The organism is Aliidiomarina soli, assembly GCF_003986975.1.
GTDB classification, from domain to species: domain Bacteria; phylum Pseudomonadota; class Gammaproteobacteria; order Enterobacterales; family Alteromonadaceae; genus Aliidiomarina; species Aliidiomarina soli.
On sequence record NZ_PIPO01000006.1, the window covers coordinates 111,473 to 128,601 of the forward strand.

Sequence of the window (17,129 nt, forward strand, 5' to 3'; positions counted from 1 at the left end):
AGAGCAGTATGGTTCGGTTCTTAGTCAGCGTCCTCGCCGATATAGCGGTCAAAGAAAGCCAGCATCCGTTCCCAGCGCTCGACGTTATTGTCCGGGTTGAGGAAGCCGTGCCCTTCAGTGCGTTTCACCATCCATTCGACCGGATGATCACGCGCTTCTAATGCGGCTTTCAAATTATCCGCCTGAATCTGAGGAACCCGGAAGTCTTCCGCGCCGTGGATTAGAAATACCGGGGCTTTTAATTTGTCCAGATTACGAATCGGAGACTGAGCGTCACGTTCTTCGCCCTCAGGGGGGAGCACCTGAGCGAGATAACGAAGACCGGACTCACGCTCGGGAATATCACCTTCTTCAAGCATCAGGTCGAGGTCAAACACACCAACAAAGCCGACCGTACATTTATATAAATCAGGCTCGCGAATAGCACTCTGCAGCGCCGCATAGCCACCGTAGGAGCCCCCATAAGCACACACCCGTTGCTGGTCGACAATGCCTTCGTCGACCAGATGTTGAACTCCGTCCGTCATGTCATCGATCATGCTGGTGCCCCAGTTGCGATAACCAGCCTGTTCGAAGTCATCACCAAAGCCGCCTGAACCACGGAAATTTGGCTGTAACACTGCATAACCATGTGAGGCAAAGACCTTGGCGTCACGGTCGAAGGTCGTCAAACTATCGCGAACACCATGAGGACCACCGTGAGGAAGCATGATGAGTGGCAGGTTCTCCTCGTCAATGCCTGGTGGTACGGTGAGCAGCGCATGAATCTCCAGTCCGTCCCGTGCCTCATAAACGATACTGCGGGTTTGTGGGATCAGTGCATCGCTGAGCCAGGGAGCCGCGGCGGAAAGGTGAGCGAGATGATTGTCTTCACGATTGTACAGGTAAAAGGTGTCGTTCTGGTTTGCTGACCCTACGCGAATGACCAGGGTTTGATTGTCTGAGGTCGCTGAGGTGACAAGAAGTGTCTGGTTCGGAAATGCATTTTGTAACCCCATCGCAGTCTGCACAAAGGCCTCATCCCCGGAGCCGGAAAAAAATACGGTTTCCAGAGAGTTAAGCTCATAGGCGGCACCAATCACATCATGCGGCTTGCCGTCTTTCAGACCCATCAGCGGCATCAGATCGGTATCCGGGTGAGAGGCAAGGATCTCTTCCTCACCGGTTTGCAGATCCATTAACGAAATTGCCGTGGTGTTGGTTTGTGTCCGGCTCAGCCCGACAACCTTATTAGGGTCATTCGAAAAGGCAAGGGGAACAAAGCCAAAATCCAGATCATCCTGAGAACGCAGGCGCTCCCATTCATCATCTTCAGAAGCGCGGACCATGGTCAGACGTTTGCTGTTGTCGTCGGGATCGACGCCCACCACCACTCGTGGTACGCCCTGGTCGTCGCTAATGATCTGAACGCCACCTTCGCGCGAATAACGAAGCGGGATTCGGCCTGCGGGAATTTTCCGCCCCGAGTTAAGTAAAACGCGGGATACCTGTAGGAAAGGTTCAGCCCGGCGCAGTGAGAATTCATAGATCATGATGCCGTTAGGGTCGTCGGGTAACCAGTCAAACACTTCCGCCATTACATAATTCTGATCCGGCGAATTCGGCCCGGTCAATGCCTGGCGACGAGACCCGTCGGCGTTTATAGCGAATATTTCACCAGTCATGATCGGTGCTTCGAATGCACCGACTTCACGTACCAGACTGATCACAAGACGTTCGTTATTGGCCCAATTGAATGAGCCAATCGAATCCTCCCGATGTCCGGCTATGGATGACATAACCTCACGGGTTTCCATGTTGAGCACGACCAACCTGACGTTGCCATCGTCGCCTCGGGTGGAAGCTGCGAGGTAATCACCCTGGGGTGATATTTTGATGTTAATAAACTGCGCATGACGGGCGTAATCCTGCAATGACGGTGCAGAGCTCGGATCGGATGCGTAGGCTAAACTTTGCATCAGGAAGAGAAAACAACTGGTAAGCAGCGCAAGCCATCCCATCCCTGTTTTATGTGTTGAGGACATATAAACTCCTTTTTTGTTATAAAGTTGTTGCGGATATAGTAAAGCAAGCTAAAGAAAACGTCACCATCAATTTTGATATAGCGCAAGGATCTGTGTTGTCGTATTGTACTGCGCTGAAAATCTTGATCCCGGTCATACTGCGCGGTGCTGCAAAGCTCTAGGCTACTTCCATCGTGTATTAATTGAGAGGGAACAGGCATGAGTCTATGGCAGGAATTTTTCAGAGATCCGGTAATCTTCTTTTCGTTCACTGGTCTCGCGATAGTGATTGGTATGTGCGTTTTCTATGCCATTTATTTCTACGTGAAAATGGTAAAAGCCGAAAAACGCTCCCAGTAAACCAATTCAACGTTCAAGCGCGGGGCTTGATCATTGAATTGGTCTTACCATTCAACATTCAAGCCCCGCGCTTGAATGTTGAATATGGTTAAAGGTCGAGGTAGTCCATGATGCCGTTGGCGGCTTTGCGGCCCTGAGCGATGGCGGTAACCACCAGGTCAGCACCCAGCACCATGTCGCCGCCAGCGAATATTTTGGGATTGGAGGTTTGCATGGCGAACTCGCTGTTTTCCTGGGCATTGACCAGATCCCAGTCATTCAGCGCGACGTCCTCTTGCTTGAGCCATTGCGGTGGGTTGGCCTGGTAACCAAAGGCCAGTACCACCGCATCGCAGGCGAGTTCAAATTCAGAGCCTTCAACCGCTTGCGGGCGTCGGCGACCAGCATCATCCGCTGGTCCTAGTTGTGTTTTAACGCAGCGCACGGCGGTCACCTGGCCCTCGTCGTTGGCGACAATTTCCAGCGGCTGTACGTTGTACTGAAACTCGACCCCTTCTTCTTTGGCGTGCTCGACTTCTTTGCGTGAGCCGGGCATGTTAAGGGCGTCGCGTCGATAGGCACAAATAACATGCTCAGCCTGCTGCCGTATGGCGGTGCGCACACAGTCCATGGCGGTATCGCCGCCACCTAACACCACCACCCGCTGCTGCTGAAAATCAATTGCCGGGTAGTCAGGCATCTGGTAGTTGGCGATGCGGGCAGTATTGCCAATCAGGTAGCTCAGGGCAGGGTAGACCCCCTGGCTGTCGAGCCCGGGTAAGCCACCATCGACCCCTTTATAGGTACCAAGGCCAAGAAAGACGGCGTCGTAATTGTTCAGTAACTCATCGAAAGGCTGGTCGGGTCCGACTTCAACACCTAACTTAAACTCAATTCCCATGTCAGTGAAAATTTCGCGACGTTGCTGCATGACCGACTTTTCCAGTTTGAACGAGGGAATGCCAAAGGTAAGCAATCCGCCGATTTCCGGGTGCTTATCGAACACCACAGCCTGCACACCATTACGAGCCAGCACATCGGCACAGGCAAGCCCGGCAGGTCCGGCGCCAACGATGGCAACTTTCTTACCGGTTGCCTGAACGGCACTCATGTCTGGTCGCCAGCCCATCTCAAAGGCTTTGTCATTGATGTATTTTTCGATCGCACCAATGGTCACTGCGCCAAAGTCGTCGTTCAGAGTGCAGGCGCCTTCGCAGAGGCGGTCCTGCGGACAAACCCGGCCACAGACCTCGGGCAGGCTGTTGGTTTGGTGGGACAACTCAGCGGCTTCGATAATGCGCCCTTCGGCCGCCAGTTCCAGCCATTGCGGAATATAATTATGCACCGGGCACTTCCACTCACAGTACGGGTTGCCACAGTCGATGCAGCGGTCTGCCTGGCCACTGACCTGGGACTGCTCCATTGGGTGCTGAATTTCAACAAACTCGATGCGGCGTTCGTCGATGGGCCGTTTCGGCGGATCGACACGGCGCACGTCAACAAACTGATATACGTTGCGGGTCATTGCTCGCTCTCCTTTACATCACTTGCACGCGCAGCTCTGCAGCAGACTGGGCGCGACGACCAATTAAGGTGGCGATATCACTCGCTTTAGGTTTGACCAGGGCAAAATGACCAACGTACTGATCAAAATTGGTCAGAATATCCAATGCCCGCTGACTGCCGGTGGCTTCATAGTGATCATGAATAAAACCACGCAAATGTTCTTGTAAAATGGGCTTGTCCACCGCCAGGGTTTCAACCAGTTCGGGATTAATACGCTGGTTAAAATCGTTGTCTTCATCGAGCACATAAGCCAGGCCACCAGTCATACCGGCACCGAAGTTAATGCCAGTGCGACCGAGTACGACGACCACGCCGCCAGTCATGTATTCACAGCCGTTGTCGCCAATGCCTTCGACTACAGCGACCGCACCGCCGTTGCGCACCGCAAAGCGCTCGCCGGCACAGCCTGCGGCATGCAAGCGGCCGCCAGTGGCTCCGTAAAGACAGGTGTTGCCCATGATAATGGCTTCGTGCGACTTATAGGCTACGCCTTTGGCCGGGCGTAAATGAATACGTCCGCCGGCCATGCCTTTGCCGACATAGTCATTGGCGTCACCGACTAGGTCGAGATGCAGACCGCCGGCGTTCCAGACCCCAAAACTTTGTCCGGCGGTGCCACGGAACTTCAGTCGCAGTGGCCGCGACGCCATGCCTTGGTTGCCATGCTGGCGGGCAATCAGACCAGACAGTGCCGCTCCCACGGAGCGGTCGTCGTTGCGGATTTCAAAGCTAAACTCACCGCCGTGTTTATGCTGTATGGTCTCCGCACAACGTTCCAGTAACGCCTGATTGAGGCGGGCCGGATCGTGCGGCGGATTATTCTCCTGACAGTGGTTCGGGTAGTCGTTGCTGACCGCCGCTGCGCCGAGAATAGCGTCCAGATTAAGGTGCTGTTGCCGCTCTGTGGTTAGGCGATCCACCGTGGTGAGTAAATCGGTACGGCCAATCAGATCAGTCAGACTGACCACTCCCAGTTGGCGTAAGTAGCCGCGCACTTCGTCGGCCAGCAGGTGAAAGTAGTTTTCGACTTTCTCTGGCAGGCCATGAAAGTGTTGCTGGCGCAGGGTTTGGTCCTGGGTAGCAACACCGGTGGCGCAGTTATTCAAATGGCATATACGTAAATACTTACAACCCAGCGCGACCATAGGAGCAGTACCAAAGCCAAAGCTTTCGGCGCCGAGAATCGCAGCTTTGATCACATCCAGGCCGGTCTTAAGGCCGCCGTCGACCTGTAAACGCACTTTGTGGCGCAGGTTGTTGACCGTTAATGCCTCATGTACTTCAGCCAGGCCGAGCTCCCATGGGCTACCGGCGTATTTAACCGAGGTCAGCGGGCTGGCGCCGGTGCCGCCATCGTAACCGGATACGGTAATCAGGTCAGCGTAGGCTTTAGCAACCCCGGTGGCGATGGTGCCGATGCCTGGTTCAGACACCAGTTTTACCGAAACCACTGCCTCTGGGTTTATTTGCTTAAGGTCAAAAATAAGCTGAGCGAGATCTTCAATCGAGTAAATATCGTGGTGCGGCGGCGGGCTGATTAAGGTCACACCCGGCACCGAATAGCGAAGTTTGGCAATTTCTGCGGTGACCTTTTCACCCGGCAGCTGGCCGCCTTCGCCGGGTTTAGCGCCCTGAGCAATTTTGATTTGCAGCACATCGGCGTTGACTAGATAGTGCGGCGTGACGCCAAAACGGCCCGAGGCGACTTGCTTAATACGGGAGTTACGTTCGTTGCCGAAACGACGCGGGTCTTCGCCACCTTCACCGGAGTTCGAGTGCCCACCTAAGCGGTTCATCGCAACGGCAAGGGCTTCGTGTGCTTCCGGGCTTAGTGCGCCAATTGACATGGCGGCGGTGTCGAAACGGCTGAACATAGCACTGGTGGGCTCAGGTTCAACTGCCTCAACGTCTGCCGGTGGGTTGAGCTGCCAAAGGTCGCGCAAGGTCGCAATCGGGCGTAAATTTACATGCTGGCAATAGGCTTTGTAGGCTTGCTCATCGCGAGTTTCCACCGCCTGCTGCAGGCTGGTGACTACATCCGGGTTGTAGGCGTGGTATTCACCGCCATGGACGTATTTAAGCAGGCCACCGTGGGGCACAGGCTTACGGGCTAACCAGGCTTCTTTATGCAAGCGCTGTAAGTCCTGTTCGAAATCAGTCCAGCCAGCGCCGGCCAGGCGTAGGGTACAGGTTGGAAAGCAGCGCTCATAAATAGCCCGCGACACGCCGACCACTTCAAACAGCCCCGCAGAACGATAACTGGAGACGGTCGAAATGCCCATCTTCGACATGATCTTGAGCAGGCCTTTGTTAATGCCCTGCCGGTAGTTAAGCACCGCCTCGCGCGGGGTCAGGTTGATTCGTTGCTGGGCTACCAGCTGTTCGACCGTTTCATAGGCCATGAAGGGGTAGATAGCGGTGGCGCCTAAGCCAATCAGCACCGCAAAATGATGCGGGTCACGGGCGGACGCCGTTTCGACCACGATGTTGGAGTCGCAGCGTAATTGGGCATGAACTAGCCGGGTTTGCACTGCGCCGACGGCCATGGGGGCCGGGATAGGTAGCTTGCCTTTCTCGATATGACGGTCGGAGAGAATGACAATCGCAATCTTATCGTCGCGCACTGCATTTTCTACGTCATTGGTCAGGCGCTCGACGGCTGTTTCCAGGCTCTCTTTTTCCGGCGCGTAATAAAGGCTGAAACTGCGCCACGGGTAGTGATCCTCATCGAAGTCTTTGAGCTGATCGAGGTCGGTGTACATCAGTACCGGCGAGTCAAATAGGACCCGGTCAGCGTAGCCAGAGGTTTCATTGAATAGGTTCTGTTCGCGGCCTATGCAGGTGGACAGCGACATCACATGGCGTTCGCGAATTGGGTCAATTGCCGGGTTGGTGACCTGGGCAAACTGCTGCCGAAAGTAATCGTAGAGCAGCCGCGGCTGCGACGACAGCACTGCGATCGGTGTGTCATCGCCCATCGAACCGGTGGCTTCCTGACCGTCTTTGGCCAGCACCTTGATAATTTGCTCGATTTCTTCGGTGCTGTAGAAAAACTGTTTGTGGTAAATCGCCATGCGGGTGTCGTCAAACAGGCGGTCACCAATTTCAGTTTCTTCATACTGCTCAAACGGCTTGAGGTAACGAATGTGTTTGCCCAGCCATTCTTTGTATGGGTGACGTGCCTTTAAGTCCTGGTCGATTTCATGGCTGCGCCATAGGGTGCCGTTGTAGGTATCGACGGCGAGCATCTGGCCTGGACCTAGGCGTCCTTTTTCCAGGACTTCGTCCGCCTCATAGTCCCAGGTACCTACTTCTGAGGCGACGGTGATGGTGCGGTCACGGGTAATAATAAAACGTGCCGGACGCAGGCCGTTGCGGTCAAGGCAGCAGGCGACATGGCGGCCATTGGTCATAACCACGCCGGCTGGACCGTCCCAGGGTTCCATGTGCATCGAGTTAAACTCGTAAAACGCACGCAACTCGGGGTCCATGGTTGGGTCGTTCTGCCAGGCAGGCGGGATCAGCAAACGCATGGCTCTGAATAAGTCCATGCCGCCGGCTAGTAGCATGTCGAGCATATTATCGAGGCTGGCAGAGTCACTGCCGCGGCTGCTGACAAAGGGCTGGGCGTCTTTTAAGTCCGGCAATAAAGGGGACTGTATTTTATAGCTTCGCGCCAGTGCCCATTGGCGATTGCCGGATATGGTGTTGATTTCGCCGTTGTGAGCAAGGAAACGGAAAGGCTGAGCTAGCGGCCAGCGCGGCATGGTATTGGTGGAAAAACGCTGGTGGAACACGCAGATAGAGGTCTGCAGACGAATATCAGCCAGATCCGGGTAAAAACCAGGCAGATCAGCTGGCATCATTAAGCCTTTATAGACGATCACCATGCAGGACAATGAAGCGATATAGAAATCGGGATGCTCTTGCAGACGCTTTTCAATGCGCCGTCGCGCCATATATAGGCGGCGTTCGAGGTCTTTTTTACGCCAACCGGGCTGCGCATTGACAAACACCTGCTCTAAATGAGGCATGCTCTGGCGTGCGGTGTCGCCGAGTACATCCGGATTAGTCGGGGTGTTACGCCAGCCGACCAGGCTGAGGGTTTCACGGCTCAGCTCTTCTTCAATGACTGCCTTTTCTGTGGCACGGGCTTTGCTATCAAGACTAAAAAATATTTGTCCGATGGCGTATTTTTTGCCTAAATTCCATTCGTTTTCGGCGGCCAGATCGCGGAAAAACGACTCCGGCAGCTGCATTTGAATACCGCAGCCGTCTCCGGTTTTGCCGTCTGCCCCGATGGCGCCACGGTGAGTCATTCTGTCGAGTGCGCCAATTGCACGACGCACCAGACGATGACTGGCCTCACCGTCAAGGTGGGCGATTAAGCCAAAACCACAATTGTCGCGCTCGTCATTGGCCCGACTGTCGGCTTGATACAACGTCATAACGTCCCCCTTAAACTTAACCTATTCAACATAAGCGCAGTTGTACAACTTGGCAATACAAGCATGACGCATAAGCGCTATTTGTTAAGATTATATTGAATTTATTGACATGGCTATGTCGGTGACTGGTCAGGGGTTGCTATAGTGATGGCTTACAATACCGCGCTGCGGTATCTTTTTGCGGATTACCAATGTGCCCGTTACTAAAGCACCCGTTACGAATGCATCCACGAATACCAAGAAGAGCGGTTCGAACAACATGACAAAAACTATTCATCAAATCGCCGGGCCAGTGGTGGCAGTAGTGGCTTTCTTGTCGGCTATGCTGGGTGGGATGCCGCAACCAGCAGCCTGGACCCTTGGGGTGACGGTATGGGTTGCCTGGTGGTGGATCAGTGAAGCCATTCCGATCCCGGCGACCTCGTTGTTGCCTTTTGTGCTGTTGCCGCTTGGCAACATCATGTCCTATCAGGACGCGACCTTGTCCTTGGGCAACCACGTTATTGTGCTCTTTATGGCGGCGTTTATGCTGGCCCGCGGCATCGAAGCGTCTGGGGTGCATGAACGTATTGCTCTGGGGCTGATTAGTCGGCTTGGGGGGCAGAACGCTAAGCTGATTGTGTTTTCGTTTATGGCGGCGGTGGCGTTTTTGTCGATGTGGATCTCCAATACGGCGTCAGTGCTGGCTTTGTTACCAGTGGCCGTTGCTATCGCCAGCGCTACCGACAACCACAGGTTTAAAATCGCGTTATTACTCGGCCTGGCCTACGCGGCCTCGCTGGGTGGTGTGGCGACGTTGATTGGTAGTCCGCCTAACCTGATCTTTGCCTCGGTTTATCAGACCTTTAATGGCGAGGAGTTTGGCTTTCTGCGCTGGATGTATTACGGGGTTCCGATTGTAATGATTGGCTTGCCGGTGATGGCGCTTTGGCTAACTCGTGGTCTGCATCTGGACCAACCCGTGCATTTGCGAGAGGTAGGTGAGTTTAGCGTACAGGAAAAACGGGCATTGGCCGTGTTTGGTACTGTGGTCGGTTTGTGGGTGTTTCGCTCAGAACCTTTTGGCGGCTGGATGAACTGGTTTAGCCTGCCTATGATGGGCGATGCAACAGTGGCGCTGGCTGGCGTAGTTGCGATGTTCCTGGTCTCCGACGGCAAAGGCGGACGTTTACTTACCTGGGAGCGCGCGGTCGATATTCCGTGGGGAATACTACTGTTATTTGCGGGCGGTATTTGTCTGGCGCAGGGCTTTATGCAAAGCGGGCTGAGTGAAACTATTGGTGGCGCGCTGGCAAACCTGACAGTGCTGCCGACCTTCTTGCTGGTGTTGCTGTTGACGCTCTCGGTGTCGTTTTTAACTGAAATTACCTCCAATACAGCGACGGCCACCTTGTTGATGCCGATCCTGGCATCCACTGCGATCGCCGCTAATCTTCCGCTGGAATTGCTGATGATCCCGGCAGTCGTTGCCTGCAGCTGCGCGTTCTGCCTGCCGGTTGCGACGCCACCTAACTCCATCGTTTTCTCATCTAACATGGTGAGCATCAAAGAAATGAGCCGCGAGGGCTTTTACCTCAACATCATTCTCGGCGTCATCACCAGCGCCGTGGTCTACGTCCTGGTGTAACCCCAACCATAGCTGCATCACCACCATTCAAGATTCAAGCGCGGGGCTTGAATCTTGAATTGGTCTTACCAATTGCCCGAATTCAACGATCAAGCCCCGCGCCTGAATGTTGAAAAGGGGTGGATTCAATGATCAAGCCCCGCGCTGGAATGTTGAAAGCAGGGTGAAGGTGATGAGGAGGAGAGCGGCGGCGAGGGCGATGTTGCGCTGGAGGGTGCGCTCGCTGAGCAGGCGGCTGAAGATATGGGTTGCGGCAAGCAGACTGAGTTTGCTGCCACCCAGGATGAGGTGCTGCCAACGCTGATGGAGCCAACTGGCGCTGTCACGAAGTGGCGGATAAAGGCGGGCGATTAGACGCAACATGCGTTGCAGTGGCCAGACAATATCACCTGCTGGGATGCTCAGCTGAATAAAACTCTGAGATTTATAAGCAACTCCGGCAATGAGGACAGCCAGACCGAGGGTCCAGGTCGCATCCCATAGTGCAGAGACACTAATCGGGGCCAGGAAGGGCAATTGCAACGGTAGCCACCAGATTAGCAGCAGACTTGATATGACCGATCCGACTACTGCCAGCGTCACGCTCGGCATGGCTTTGTCACTTGCCTTTTGCTGCCCAAGCAAATAGAGGAAGCGCAGCATGAGCAATGCCGTGGCGACCGCGGCCAGAGTCAGGGCAAATATCAGTTGATCCAGTTGCTGGTTGTAGAGGCTGTCTTTCATCAGATACTTGGCGGCAGCGCCTGATGTTAGCGGCGCTCCAGCCAGAGCAAGCGCGGGTAACAAGGCGCTCAGCAGCACTGTTAAGCGGCTCAACCCGGCGGGGTGTTGGGCCAGACCCACGGTCAGGAACAAGGCGCCTTTGGCCAGACCATGATGGACCATATAAGCGATAAGCGCACCAGTCAGCGCAGGGGACAGCTCTGGTCGTAATAGAGCAACCCCGACCAGGGTGGTCATAATCCCCATCTGACTGATACTGGAATAGGCCAGTACGGCTTTTGCCTGGGCTTGCAATGAGCCAACCACACCGGCAAGAAAGGCGGCGCCAAGACCTAGCGCAATAATCCACATAGCAAAGGTATCCAGGCGCATCAATTCGGCCGCGTCGCCGGTCAGCGGCAGCATTTGCATCCAGGCAAGTAAACCGGCTTTGATCATGGCGCCACTGAGTACCGCACTGGCTGGGGTAGGTGCTACCGGATGCGCCAGCGGTAACCACATATGCAGGCCAAGGACCCCGGCTTTGACCCCAAAACCAGCAAACAATAGCGTAGCGGCGACAAGGCCATAGCTTTCGGTCGCGATGGCAAGTGGTACGTAATGAAGCATAGGTTCAACCAGCCCCGGCAGCAGGGTCAGAAAACCAGCCAGGATCAGGACTTCACCTATCAGCGCCATGACTAAATACACCTTGCCAGCATGCAGCGCTTCACGGCTGGCATTGTGTACCACCAGACCATACCCGGCGAAGGTCATAAGGGCGAAGCCGGTGTAAAAGCTGGCGATGTCACGTGCCATAATAAGTGCCAGATTGCCGAGCATGGTCAGTAGCCAAAACAGCAGGAAGTGCCGTAACGCCGGGTCATCGCGCAGATAATCGCGGATAAACAAGCCGCCAAACAGCCATAAGATCGAGGTCATAGCGAGCAGCGGACGGGACAGACTATCCAGCTCCCAGACCACGCCAAACAGGATATAGGGCGCCTGCATGGTTAGATCCGGCGCGAAAAGCGCAATCAGCAGCGCGGGCAAAGGCGTCAGCAAGGCATACCAGGGCGCGACGCGAGGCGAGTTGCACAGAGCGACGGAGAAGAACGCAGCCAGTGGTACTAAGGTCGCTAAAATCAGTATCCAGCTCATGACAAATACTCCCGTACAGCAATCAGTTCAGCCCAACTCAGTGGGCTCCAGGCCGCAGCGGCAAAGACGCCGGCACCGAGACTAAAGGCGGCGGTAATAACCGTCGGTATCAGTAGCCAGGGATTGGTTTCGAAGCGGCCTGCTGGGATTTGTTCATCCGGCCATTCAGGGGCAGGGCGGGCAAACCAAAGTCGGTAGATAACTGGCAGAAAGTAAGCGGCATTGAGCAGCGAGCTGACTAACAGCACGCCCAGTACCCAGTGCAGTCCGGCTTCCATCGCGCCCCAGCCGAGGTACCATTTGGAAATGAAACCGGCTACCGGCGGTATCCCGATCATACCGAAAGCGCCAATGGTAAAGGCGGCAGAGGTCAGCGGCATGCGCTTACCCACTCCGTTGAGATCGCGAATTCTGGTAATACCCAGAGTTTCCGCAAAAATACCGGCACAGAAAAACAGGGTAACTTTCATAATGCCCTGATGGAGCAGATGCACCAGCCCGCCCATGGTGCCAATCGGACCAAACAGACTGAGCCCGAGAATAATATAGGAGACCTGGGACACGGTGGAAAAAGCCAGCCGCTTTTTGATGTCAGACTGACGCAGCGCCTGTATCGATCCCCAGATAATGGTGAACGACGCCACTGCAGCCAGCGGCACCAGCACCCCCAGTTGATAGGAAAACTCGACCCCGAACACATTGTAAATCACCCGCACGACGCCGAAAGCGCCGGCTTTCACCACGGCCACCGCATGCAGCAGCGCGCTCACCGGTGCTGGCGCGACCATGGCCGCAGGTAGCCAGCCATGCAGCGGCACAATGGCCGCTTTAACCCCGAGCCCGGCAATTAAGAGAATAAAGATGGCGGTTAACGCAGGGTAAAGATCGGGCGATACATCACGCAGTACCCCGGTTTCGATAAACTCAGTATGGCCAACCAGCGCATGCAGCGAGGCGATACCAACGAGCAGGGCGACACCGCCACCGATGGTGTAAAACAGGTAGGTGCGTCCAGCCCGGAGCGCCTCGGCCGTGCCCTTATGGACCACCAGCGGATAGGTCGACAGGGTGAGCATTTCGAAGAAAATCAAGAAGGTAAACAGATTGCCGGCCATGGAAACGCCCATGGTACTGGCCACACAGAGGCTAAAGAAACCAAAGAAACGACTGCGCTGAGGCGTCCCTTCGAGGTAACCCATGGCATAGATAGTGGTAAATAACCAGAGTAAGGATGACAGCCCGGCGAACAGCAAGGAGAGCGCGTCAGCACGTAACACAAAGTCAATGTCGCCAATCAGGGTAAAGCGGGTCTCAAAGGTTTGTTGGTTGGCCACCGCTATAATCATCCACCCGACCAGGGCGATTTTAACCAGCGCGGCAAGCAGGTTAAAACTGCCGCGCAGGGCATGACGTTCTTCCGGCAGGGTGAAAATGAACAGCGCCGCAACCAGCGACGTCGCCAGTACTAAGAGTGGTAACCAGAAGCTCATAACATCTCCTCTGGCAAGGTTAACAATTCAACCGGAATGGCAGCGCCGAAGCCGAGTGCAATCGCGATGGCGGCGAGTAGCAAAGCGCTCAGATCCAAAGCCGGGTGGGTGGGTCTGATCTGTGGGTCGGCATCTTTTTGAAATGACACACTGAAAACCCTGAATACATAACTCGCGGTAATCAGGCTGCCAGCCAGCAATACCGCGACCCAATGCCATTGCCCGCTTTGAATAGCGCTCTGCATCAGCAACCATTTGGCATTAAAACCGCCACTTGGCGGCAACCCCATTAAGCTGACGCTGGCGAGCCCGAAAGCGAACAATGCGAGCGGCATTTTGGCGGAAATTCCGGCCATGTCGACAACTCGTTTTTTTCCTACCGCTAGCACCAGCGTGCCCACGGCGAGAAACATCGCGGCTTTGGCAAAGCCGTGCGAGAGCAGATGCAGCATGGTGCCTTGCCAGGCGAGTATGGCGCTCTGCTGCGATTGTCCGATGGCAAGCGGAAAGAGCAGCATTAAATAGCCGAGCTGGGCGACGGTTGAGTAAGCGACCAACATTTTAATTTCACTTTGCCTGAATGCCTGCCAGCCACCCCAGATAATAGCCAGTGCGCCGAGGGCACCAAGCAACTGAGCAGCACTGACTGGCATCAGCGCATTGCCAGCATCCATCCAGATACGGGCAAGAATATAGAACGAGGACTTCACCACCAACGCAGACAAGATTGCACTGACTGGGGCTAACGCACCGCCATGGGCCGGAGGTAACCAGCTATGCAACGGGAACACCGCAGTTTTCATTAGCAGACCGAAGGTCATTAATGCCAGGGCGAGCTGAGTAATTAAATTGGCTTCAAGCAAACTGCTCAGCTGGCCCAGGTCGAGTGTGCCATAGGCGCCGTAGAGTAGGGCTACCCCGAGCAGATAGGCCAGCGAGCCCAGCAAGGCAGCGTATAAATAGCGTAACCCGGCAGCGAGGGCATGGCGCTCTCCGCTTAAGGTCACCATGCCGACGGCCGCCAGGGTGACCAGTTCAAGACCGACATATAAGTTGAACAGATCGCCGGCCAACCAGATGCCGTTCAAGGCAGCCAGTAAAAACCAGAACAGCGGCCAGAAATAGCGCCGCTCTTTTTCATAGGCCCTGAGGTAAAAAATTGCATAGAAAGCGCAAACCACCGCAATCAACGCGGTCATGGCGAGCAAGGTCACGGTCAGGCCGTCGGCTACCAGGGTAATGCCAAGCGGCGCAACCCAGTCTCCGATGGCATAACGGGAGGCACCATGTATTTGTACATCGTTCCAGAGCATGGCGGCAGTGCCCAGCTGTAACACAATACCTGCCAGCGCCAGTAAGCCAAGTGGCAACCGAGGCAGCAACAAGCTGAGCAAGGCCCAGGCGAGCGGGATAACCAGCAACAGCGGGATTAAATTCATTGCTGATCCTCATCCAGTTCGGTACGTCCACTAAGCTGATAGAAACGACGAAAAATAATCAAGGCCAGGGCGGTAGCGGCAACGGCGACGACGATGCCGGTTAGTACCAAAGCTTGCGGCACAGGATCGGTCTGGCGTTGATGTTGAGCCAGCCCAACCAAGATTAAAAATACCCCGGAGCCCATAATATTGAAGGCTAAAATACGGCGTAGCAAATGGGTGTGACGGATAAAGGTGAACAGCGCCATTGCGATGAGCACCGCACCGATGCAGGCGAACCAGAAATCAGTTGTCATGGGGCACCTCCTGACCTGGGCTTTGATTAAATAAGCTGAATAAAATCAGACCAATAGAGAATGTTAATACCGCCTCGATAAACAAAATAAATTGCCCGGCAAAGGCTTCCGGATAGGTTAAGAATGGACGGCCGCCGATCATGACACTGGTGGCTACCGCAAGGAAAACCAGGAAGCCGAGCGCCAAACCCAGACGCAGCAGTGATTCCGCATAACGCTCAATATGGAAGTCGGCCAGTTTCAGCAGCACCAGGCCTGCCGCAAGAATGGCGCCGCCCTGAAAGGCGCCACCAGGCATGTACGAACCGGCCCATAGTACATAGACAGCAATCAGCAGAATAACCGGCGCTAAGCGACTGGTGAATCCAGCCAGGACGGGGTCGCGGCTTGATTGTTCAGCGCTTGTCCGAGCGGTCGCTGCAAGTCCATCATTTAATGCCATGGCCACAACGGCGGCGACCAGGAGTACGGCGATTTCAAGCAGGGTGTCGTAGCTACGGAAGTTGAGCAATACAGCGGTAATTGGGTGCTCAACTCCGGATTCCGGCAGTGATTCAGCGACCAGTTCTGGCAATGAGATACTTGCTTCCGGGCGCGCGTTAAGGCTCAGGATTAATAGCAGAGCAAGTGCAATGCAACAGAGTAAAGGCAATAGCCAGTGGTTACGGGGGCTGTGCTCTTTATGCTGACGTAAGTGGCCAATCGCATCTAACAGCAATACACCGGTCAGGCCTGCGCCAATGGCCGCTTCGGCCAAGGCAAGATCAGGCGCTTCAAGCCGAACCCAGGTCAGTGCCAGTAACAGCCCGAAGGCAATAAACATAACCACGGAGCGGAACAGGTCGCGTGACCAGAATACGCCAGCGGCGCATGCCAGAAGTCCAAGGCCGAGCATACTATCGAAGGCAAATTGCATCAGTCCTGCTCCTCGCTTGCGGTTTCAGCGGCATGCGGCAGCGCATCCGGGGATTTTGCTTTGACGTAATGGGCAATCAGATAACTGGCGGTGGCGCTGGCTGCCAGCACTAATAACCAAATCAGGACTAGCTTGAGCGCTTGCGGCACGCTCTGGGTGCTTGGCAACAGTCCCAGCATGAGTAGCCCGAGGCCTAGATTGTCAGCCTTGGTGATGGCGTGAATACGGGTAAAGGTATCCGGAAAACGCAACAAACCTAAGGTACCGACAATAAAAAACAGGCAACCGGCACCCACCAACAGGTATTGCAGGTAAATCATTCAGGCTCCTCCGTTTCAGGGCGGGCGCGACGCACGAATGCAACCATGGCGACCACGGCGAGTAACGCCAGCACCAGGGCGACGTCGTTTAACGCCGGCGTCTGCATTGCCTGAGCCAGGACCAGTAAAATAGCGACGCCCGTGGTACCGAATAATTGTGCGGCGAGCATGCGGTCAGCCGGGTTTGGCCCGCGCCAGATACGGATCAGGCCCGCTAACAAGGTCACCAGCAATAGCGCGGCGACCGTCCACCAGAATGCAGTCATGACTGAGTCTCCTTGTTTCGCGACGTGGGCGGTACTGGTGTCGGAGGAAGCGAGAACAACCGCGCGATGCGGCGCTCGAGTTTGCGGCAGTCCATAGCGATATCGGCGTTGGTGTCGAGTACGTGCAAAATGACCTGATCGTGGTCAAAGTCAGTGCATAAAGTACCGGGGAACAAACCTACGATGGAGCCAAACAGGTAGCGTGCGGTGCCTGGCGGCAGTGACGTTCGATAATACAGGGTGCCAGGATTAATCGCAGGACGGATACGAAGCGTGCGCACTGCTACATCGACCCCCGCTTTGAGTGACTGGGCCAGAAAGAACAGTGCAAACAGCGGAACCTGTAACCAGTTGATTCGTTGGCTATCAGTGTGGTGCAAACGCGTGGCGACATAGCTGGCCAGCAATACGGCCGGGCCGCCAATCCACCAGGCCTGCGCTCCCTCGGTCAGGATCCACCACAAACTACTTGTTAAAAGCACCGATACGAAAAAATGCATAGCCGCCTTGATACTTAAATTTCAACCAGTTAGCTGCTAAGCGTAGCGTAATTTGA

13 protein-coding genes are annotated in these 17,129 nt (G+C 55.0%); 2 read left to right on the plus strand and 11 right to left on the minus strand.

The genetic code is table 11. The features are described from left to right. Positions 1–20: 20 nt before the first annotated feature. Positions 21–2,024, minus strand: a complete 2,004-nt coding sequence (locus CWE14_RS13005) for an alpha/beta hydrolase family protein (RefSeq protein ID WP_241972411.1) — start codon at positions 2,022–2,024, stop codon at positions 21–23. A gap of 198 nt (positions 2,025–2,222) precedes the next feature. Here CWE14_RS13005 and CWE14_RS13010 point away from each other — a divergent pair, with 198 nt between their 5' ends. Beyond that, positions 2,223–2,363, plus strand: coding sequence for a DUF3149 domain-containing protein (locus CWE14_RS13010; protein WP_126799776.1), 141 nt, complete (start codon positions 2,223–2,225; stop codon positions 2,361–2,363). An 88-nt stretch (positions 2,364–2,451) separates the two neighbouring features. Here CWE14_RS13010 and CWE14_RS13015 read toward each other — a convergent pair whose 3' ends face one another. Continuing rightward, entirely contained in the window at positions 2,452–3,867 is a 1,416-nt protein-coding gene (locus CWE14_RS13015; RefSeq protein ID WP_126799777.1) for an FAD-dependent oxidoreductase, read from the minus strand. Positions 3,868–3,880: 13 nt separating this feature from the next. Further along, on the minus strand, positions 3,881–8,356 hold the full coding sequence (gene gltB / locus CWE14_RS13020) for a glutamate synthase large subunit (RefSeq protein ID WP_126799778.1): 4,476 nt from the start codon (positions 8,354–8,356) through the stop codon (positions 3,881–3,883). A gap of 259 nt (positions 8,357–8,615) precedes the next feature. On the opposite strand from gltB, the gene CWE14_RS13025 reads away from it, so the two are divergent. After that, the gene (locus CWE14_RS13025; protein ID WP_126799779.1) at positions 8,616–9,983 is read left to right on the plus strand and encodes an SLC13 family permease; all 1,368 of its coding nucleotides are present in this window, start codon (positions 8,616–8,618) and stop codon (positions 9,981–9,983) included. Positions 9,984–10,115: 132 nt separating this feature from the next. On the opposite strand, the gene CWE14_RS13030 is transcribed toward CWE14_RS13025, so the two are convergent. The 8 genes from CWE14_RS13030 to CWE14_RS13065 are packed head-to-tail and all read right to left on the minus strand — an operon-like array spanning position 10,116 to position 17,073. After that, positions 10,116–11,846: a complex I subunit 5 family protein gene (locus CWE14_RS13030; protein ID WP_126799780.1), complete on the minus strand. Its 1,731-nt coding sequence runs from the start codon at positions 11,844–11,846 to the stop codon at positions 10,116–10,118. Next, a complete protein-coding gene (locus CWE14_RS13035) occupies positions 11,843–13,336 on the minus strand; it encodes a proton-conducting transporter transmembrane domain-containing protein (RefSeq protein ID WP_126799781.1) in 1,494 nt (497 codons plus the stop codon). Before CWE14_RS13035 ends, CWE14_RS13030 begins: the two co-directional genes overlap by 4 nt. Then, positions 13,333–14,775 (minus strand): complex I subunit 5 family protein, encoded by a 1,443-nt coding sequence (locus tag CWE14_RS13040; RefSeq protein WP_126799782.1) that lies wholly within the window; start codon positions 14,773–14,775, stop codon positions 13,333–13,335. The genes CWE14_RS13035 and CWE14_RS13040 overlap by 4 nt, the downstream gene beginning before the upstream one ends. Beyond that, positions 14,772–15,071 (minus strand): NADH-quinone oxidoreductase subunit K, encoded by a 300-nt coding sequence (locus CWE14_RS13045; RefSeq protein ID WP_126789235.1) that lies wholly within the window; start codon positions 15,069–15,071, stop codon positions 14,772–14,774. The genes CWE14_RS13040 and CWE14_RS13045 overlap by 4 nt, the downstream gene beginning before the upstream one ends. Next, positions 15,061–15,987: a hydrogenase subunit MbhD domain-containing protein gene (locus tag CWE14_RS13050; RefSeq protein WP_126799783.1), complete on the minus strand. Its 927-nt coding sequence runs from the start codon at positions 15,985–15,987 to the stop codon at positions 15,061–15,063. Before CWE14_RS13050 ends, CWE14_RS13045 begins: the two co-directional genes overlap by 11 nt. Beyond that, positions 15,987–16,307 carry a cation:proton antiporter gene (locus CWE14_RS13055; RefSeq protein ID WP_126799785.1) on the minus strand — a complete coding sequence of 107 codons (321 nt, stop codon included), beginning with the start codon at positions 16,305–16,307 and terminating at the stop codon, positions 15,987–15,989. The genes CWE14_RS13050 and CWE14_RS13055 overlap by 1 nt, the downstream gene beginning before the upstream one ends. Then, a complete protein-coding gene (locus tag CWE14_RS13060; protein WP_126799787.1) occupies positions 16,304–16,573 on the minus strand; it encodes an MrpF/PhaF family protein in 270 nt (89 codons plus the stop codon). Before CWE14_RS13060 ends, CWE14_RS13055 begins: the two co-directional genes overlap by 4 nt. Then, positions 16,570–17,073 carry a Na+/H+ antiporter subunit E gene (locus CWE14_RS13065; protein ID WP_126799788.1) on the minus strand — a complete coding sequence of 168 codons (504 nt, stop codon included), beginning with the start codon at positions 17,071–17,073 and terminating at the stop codon, positions 16,570–16,572. The genes CWE14_RS13060 and CWE14_RS13065 overlap by 4 nt, the downstream gene beginning before the upstream one ends. Positions 17,074–17,129 lie beyond the last annotated feature (56 nt).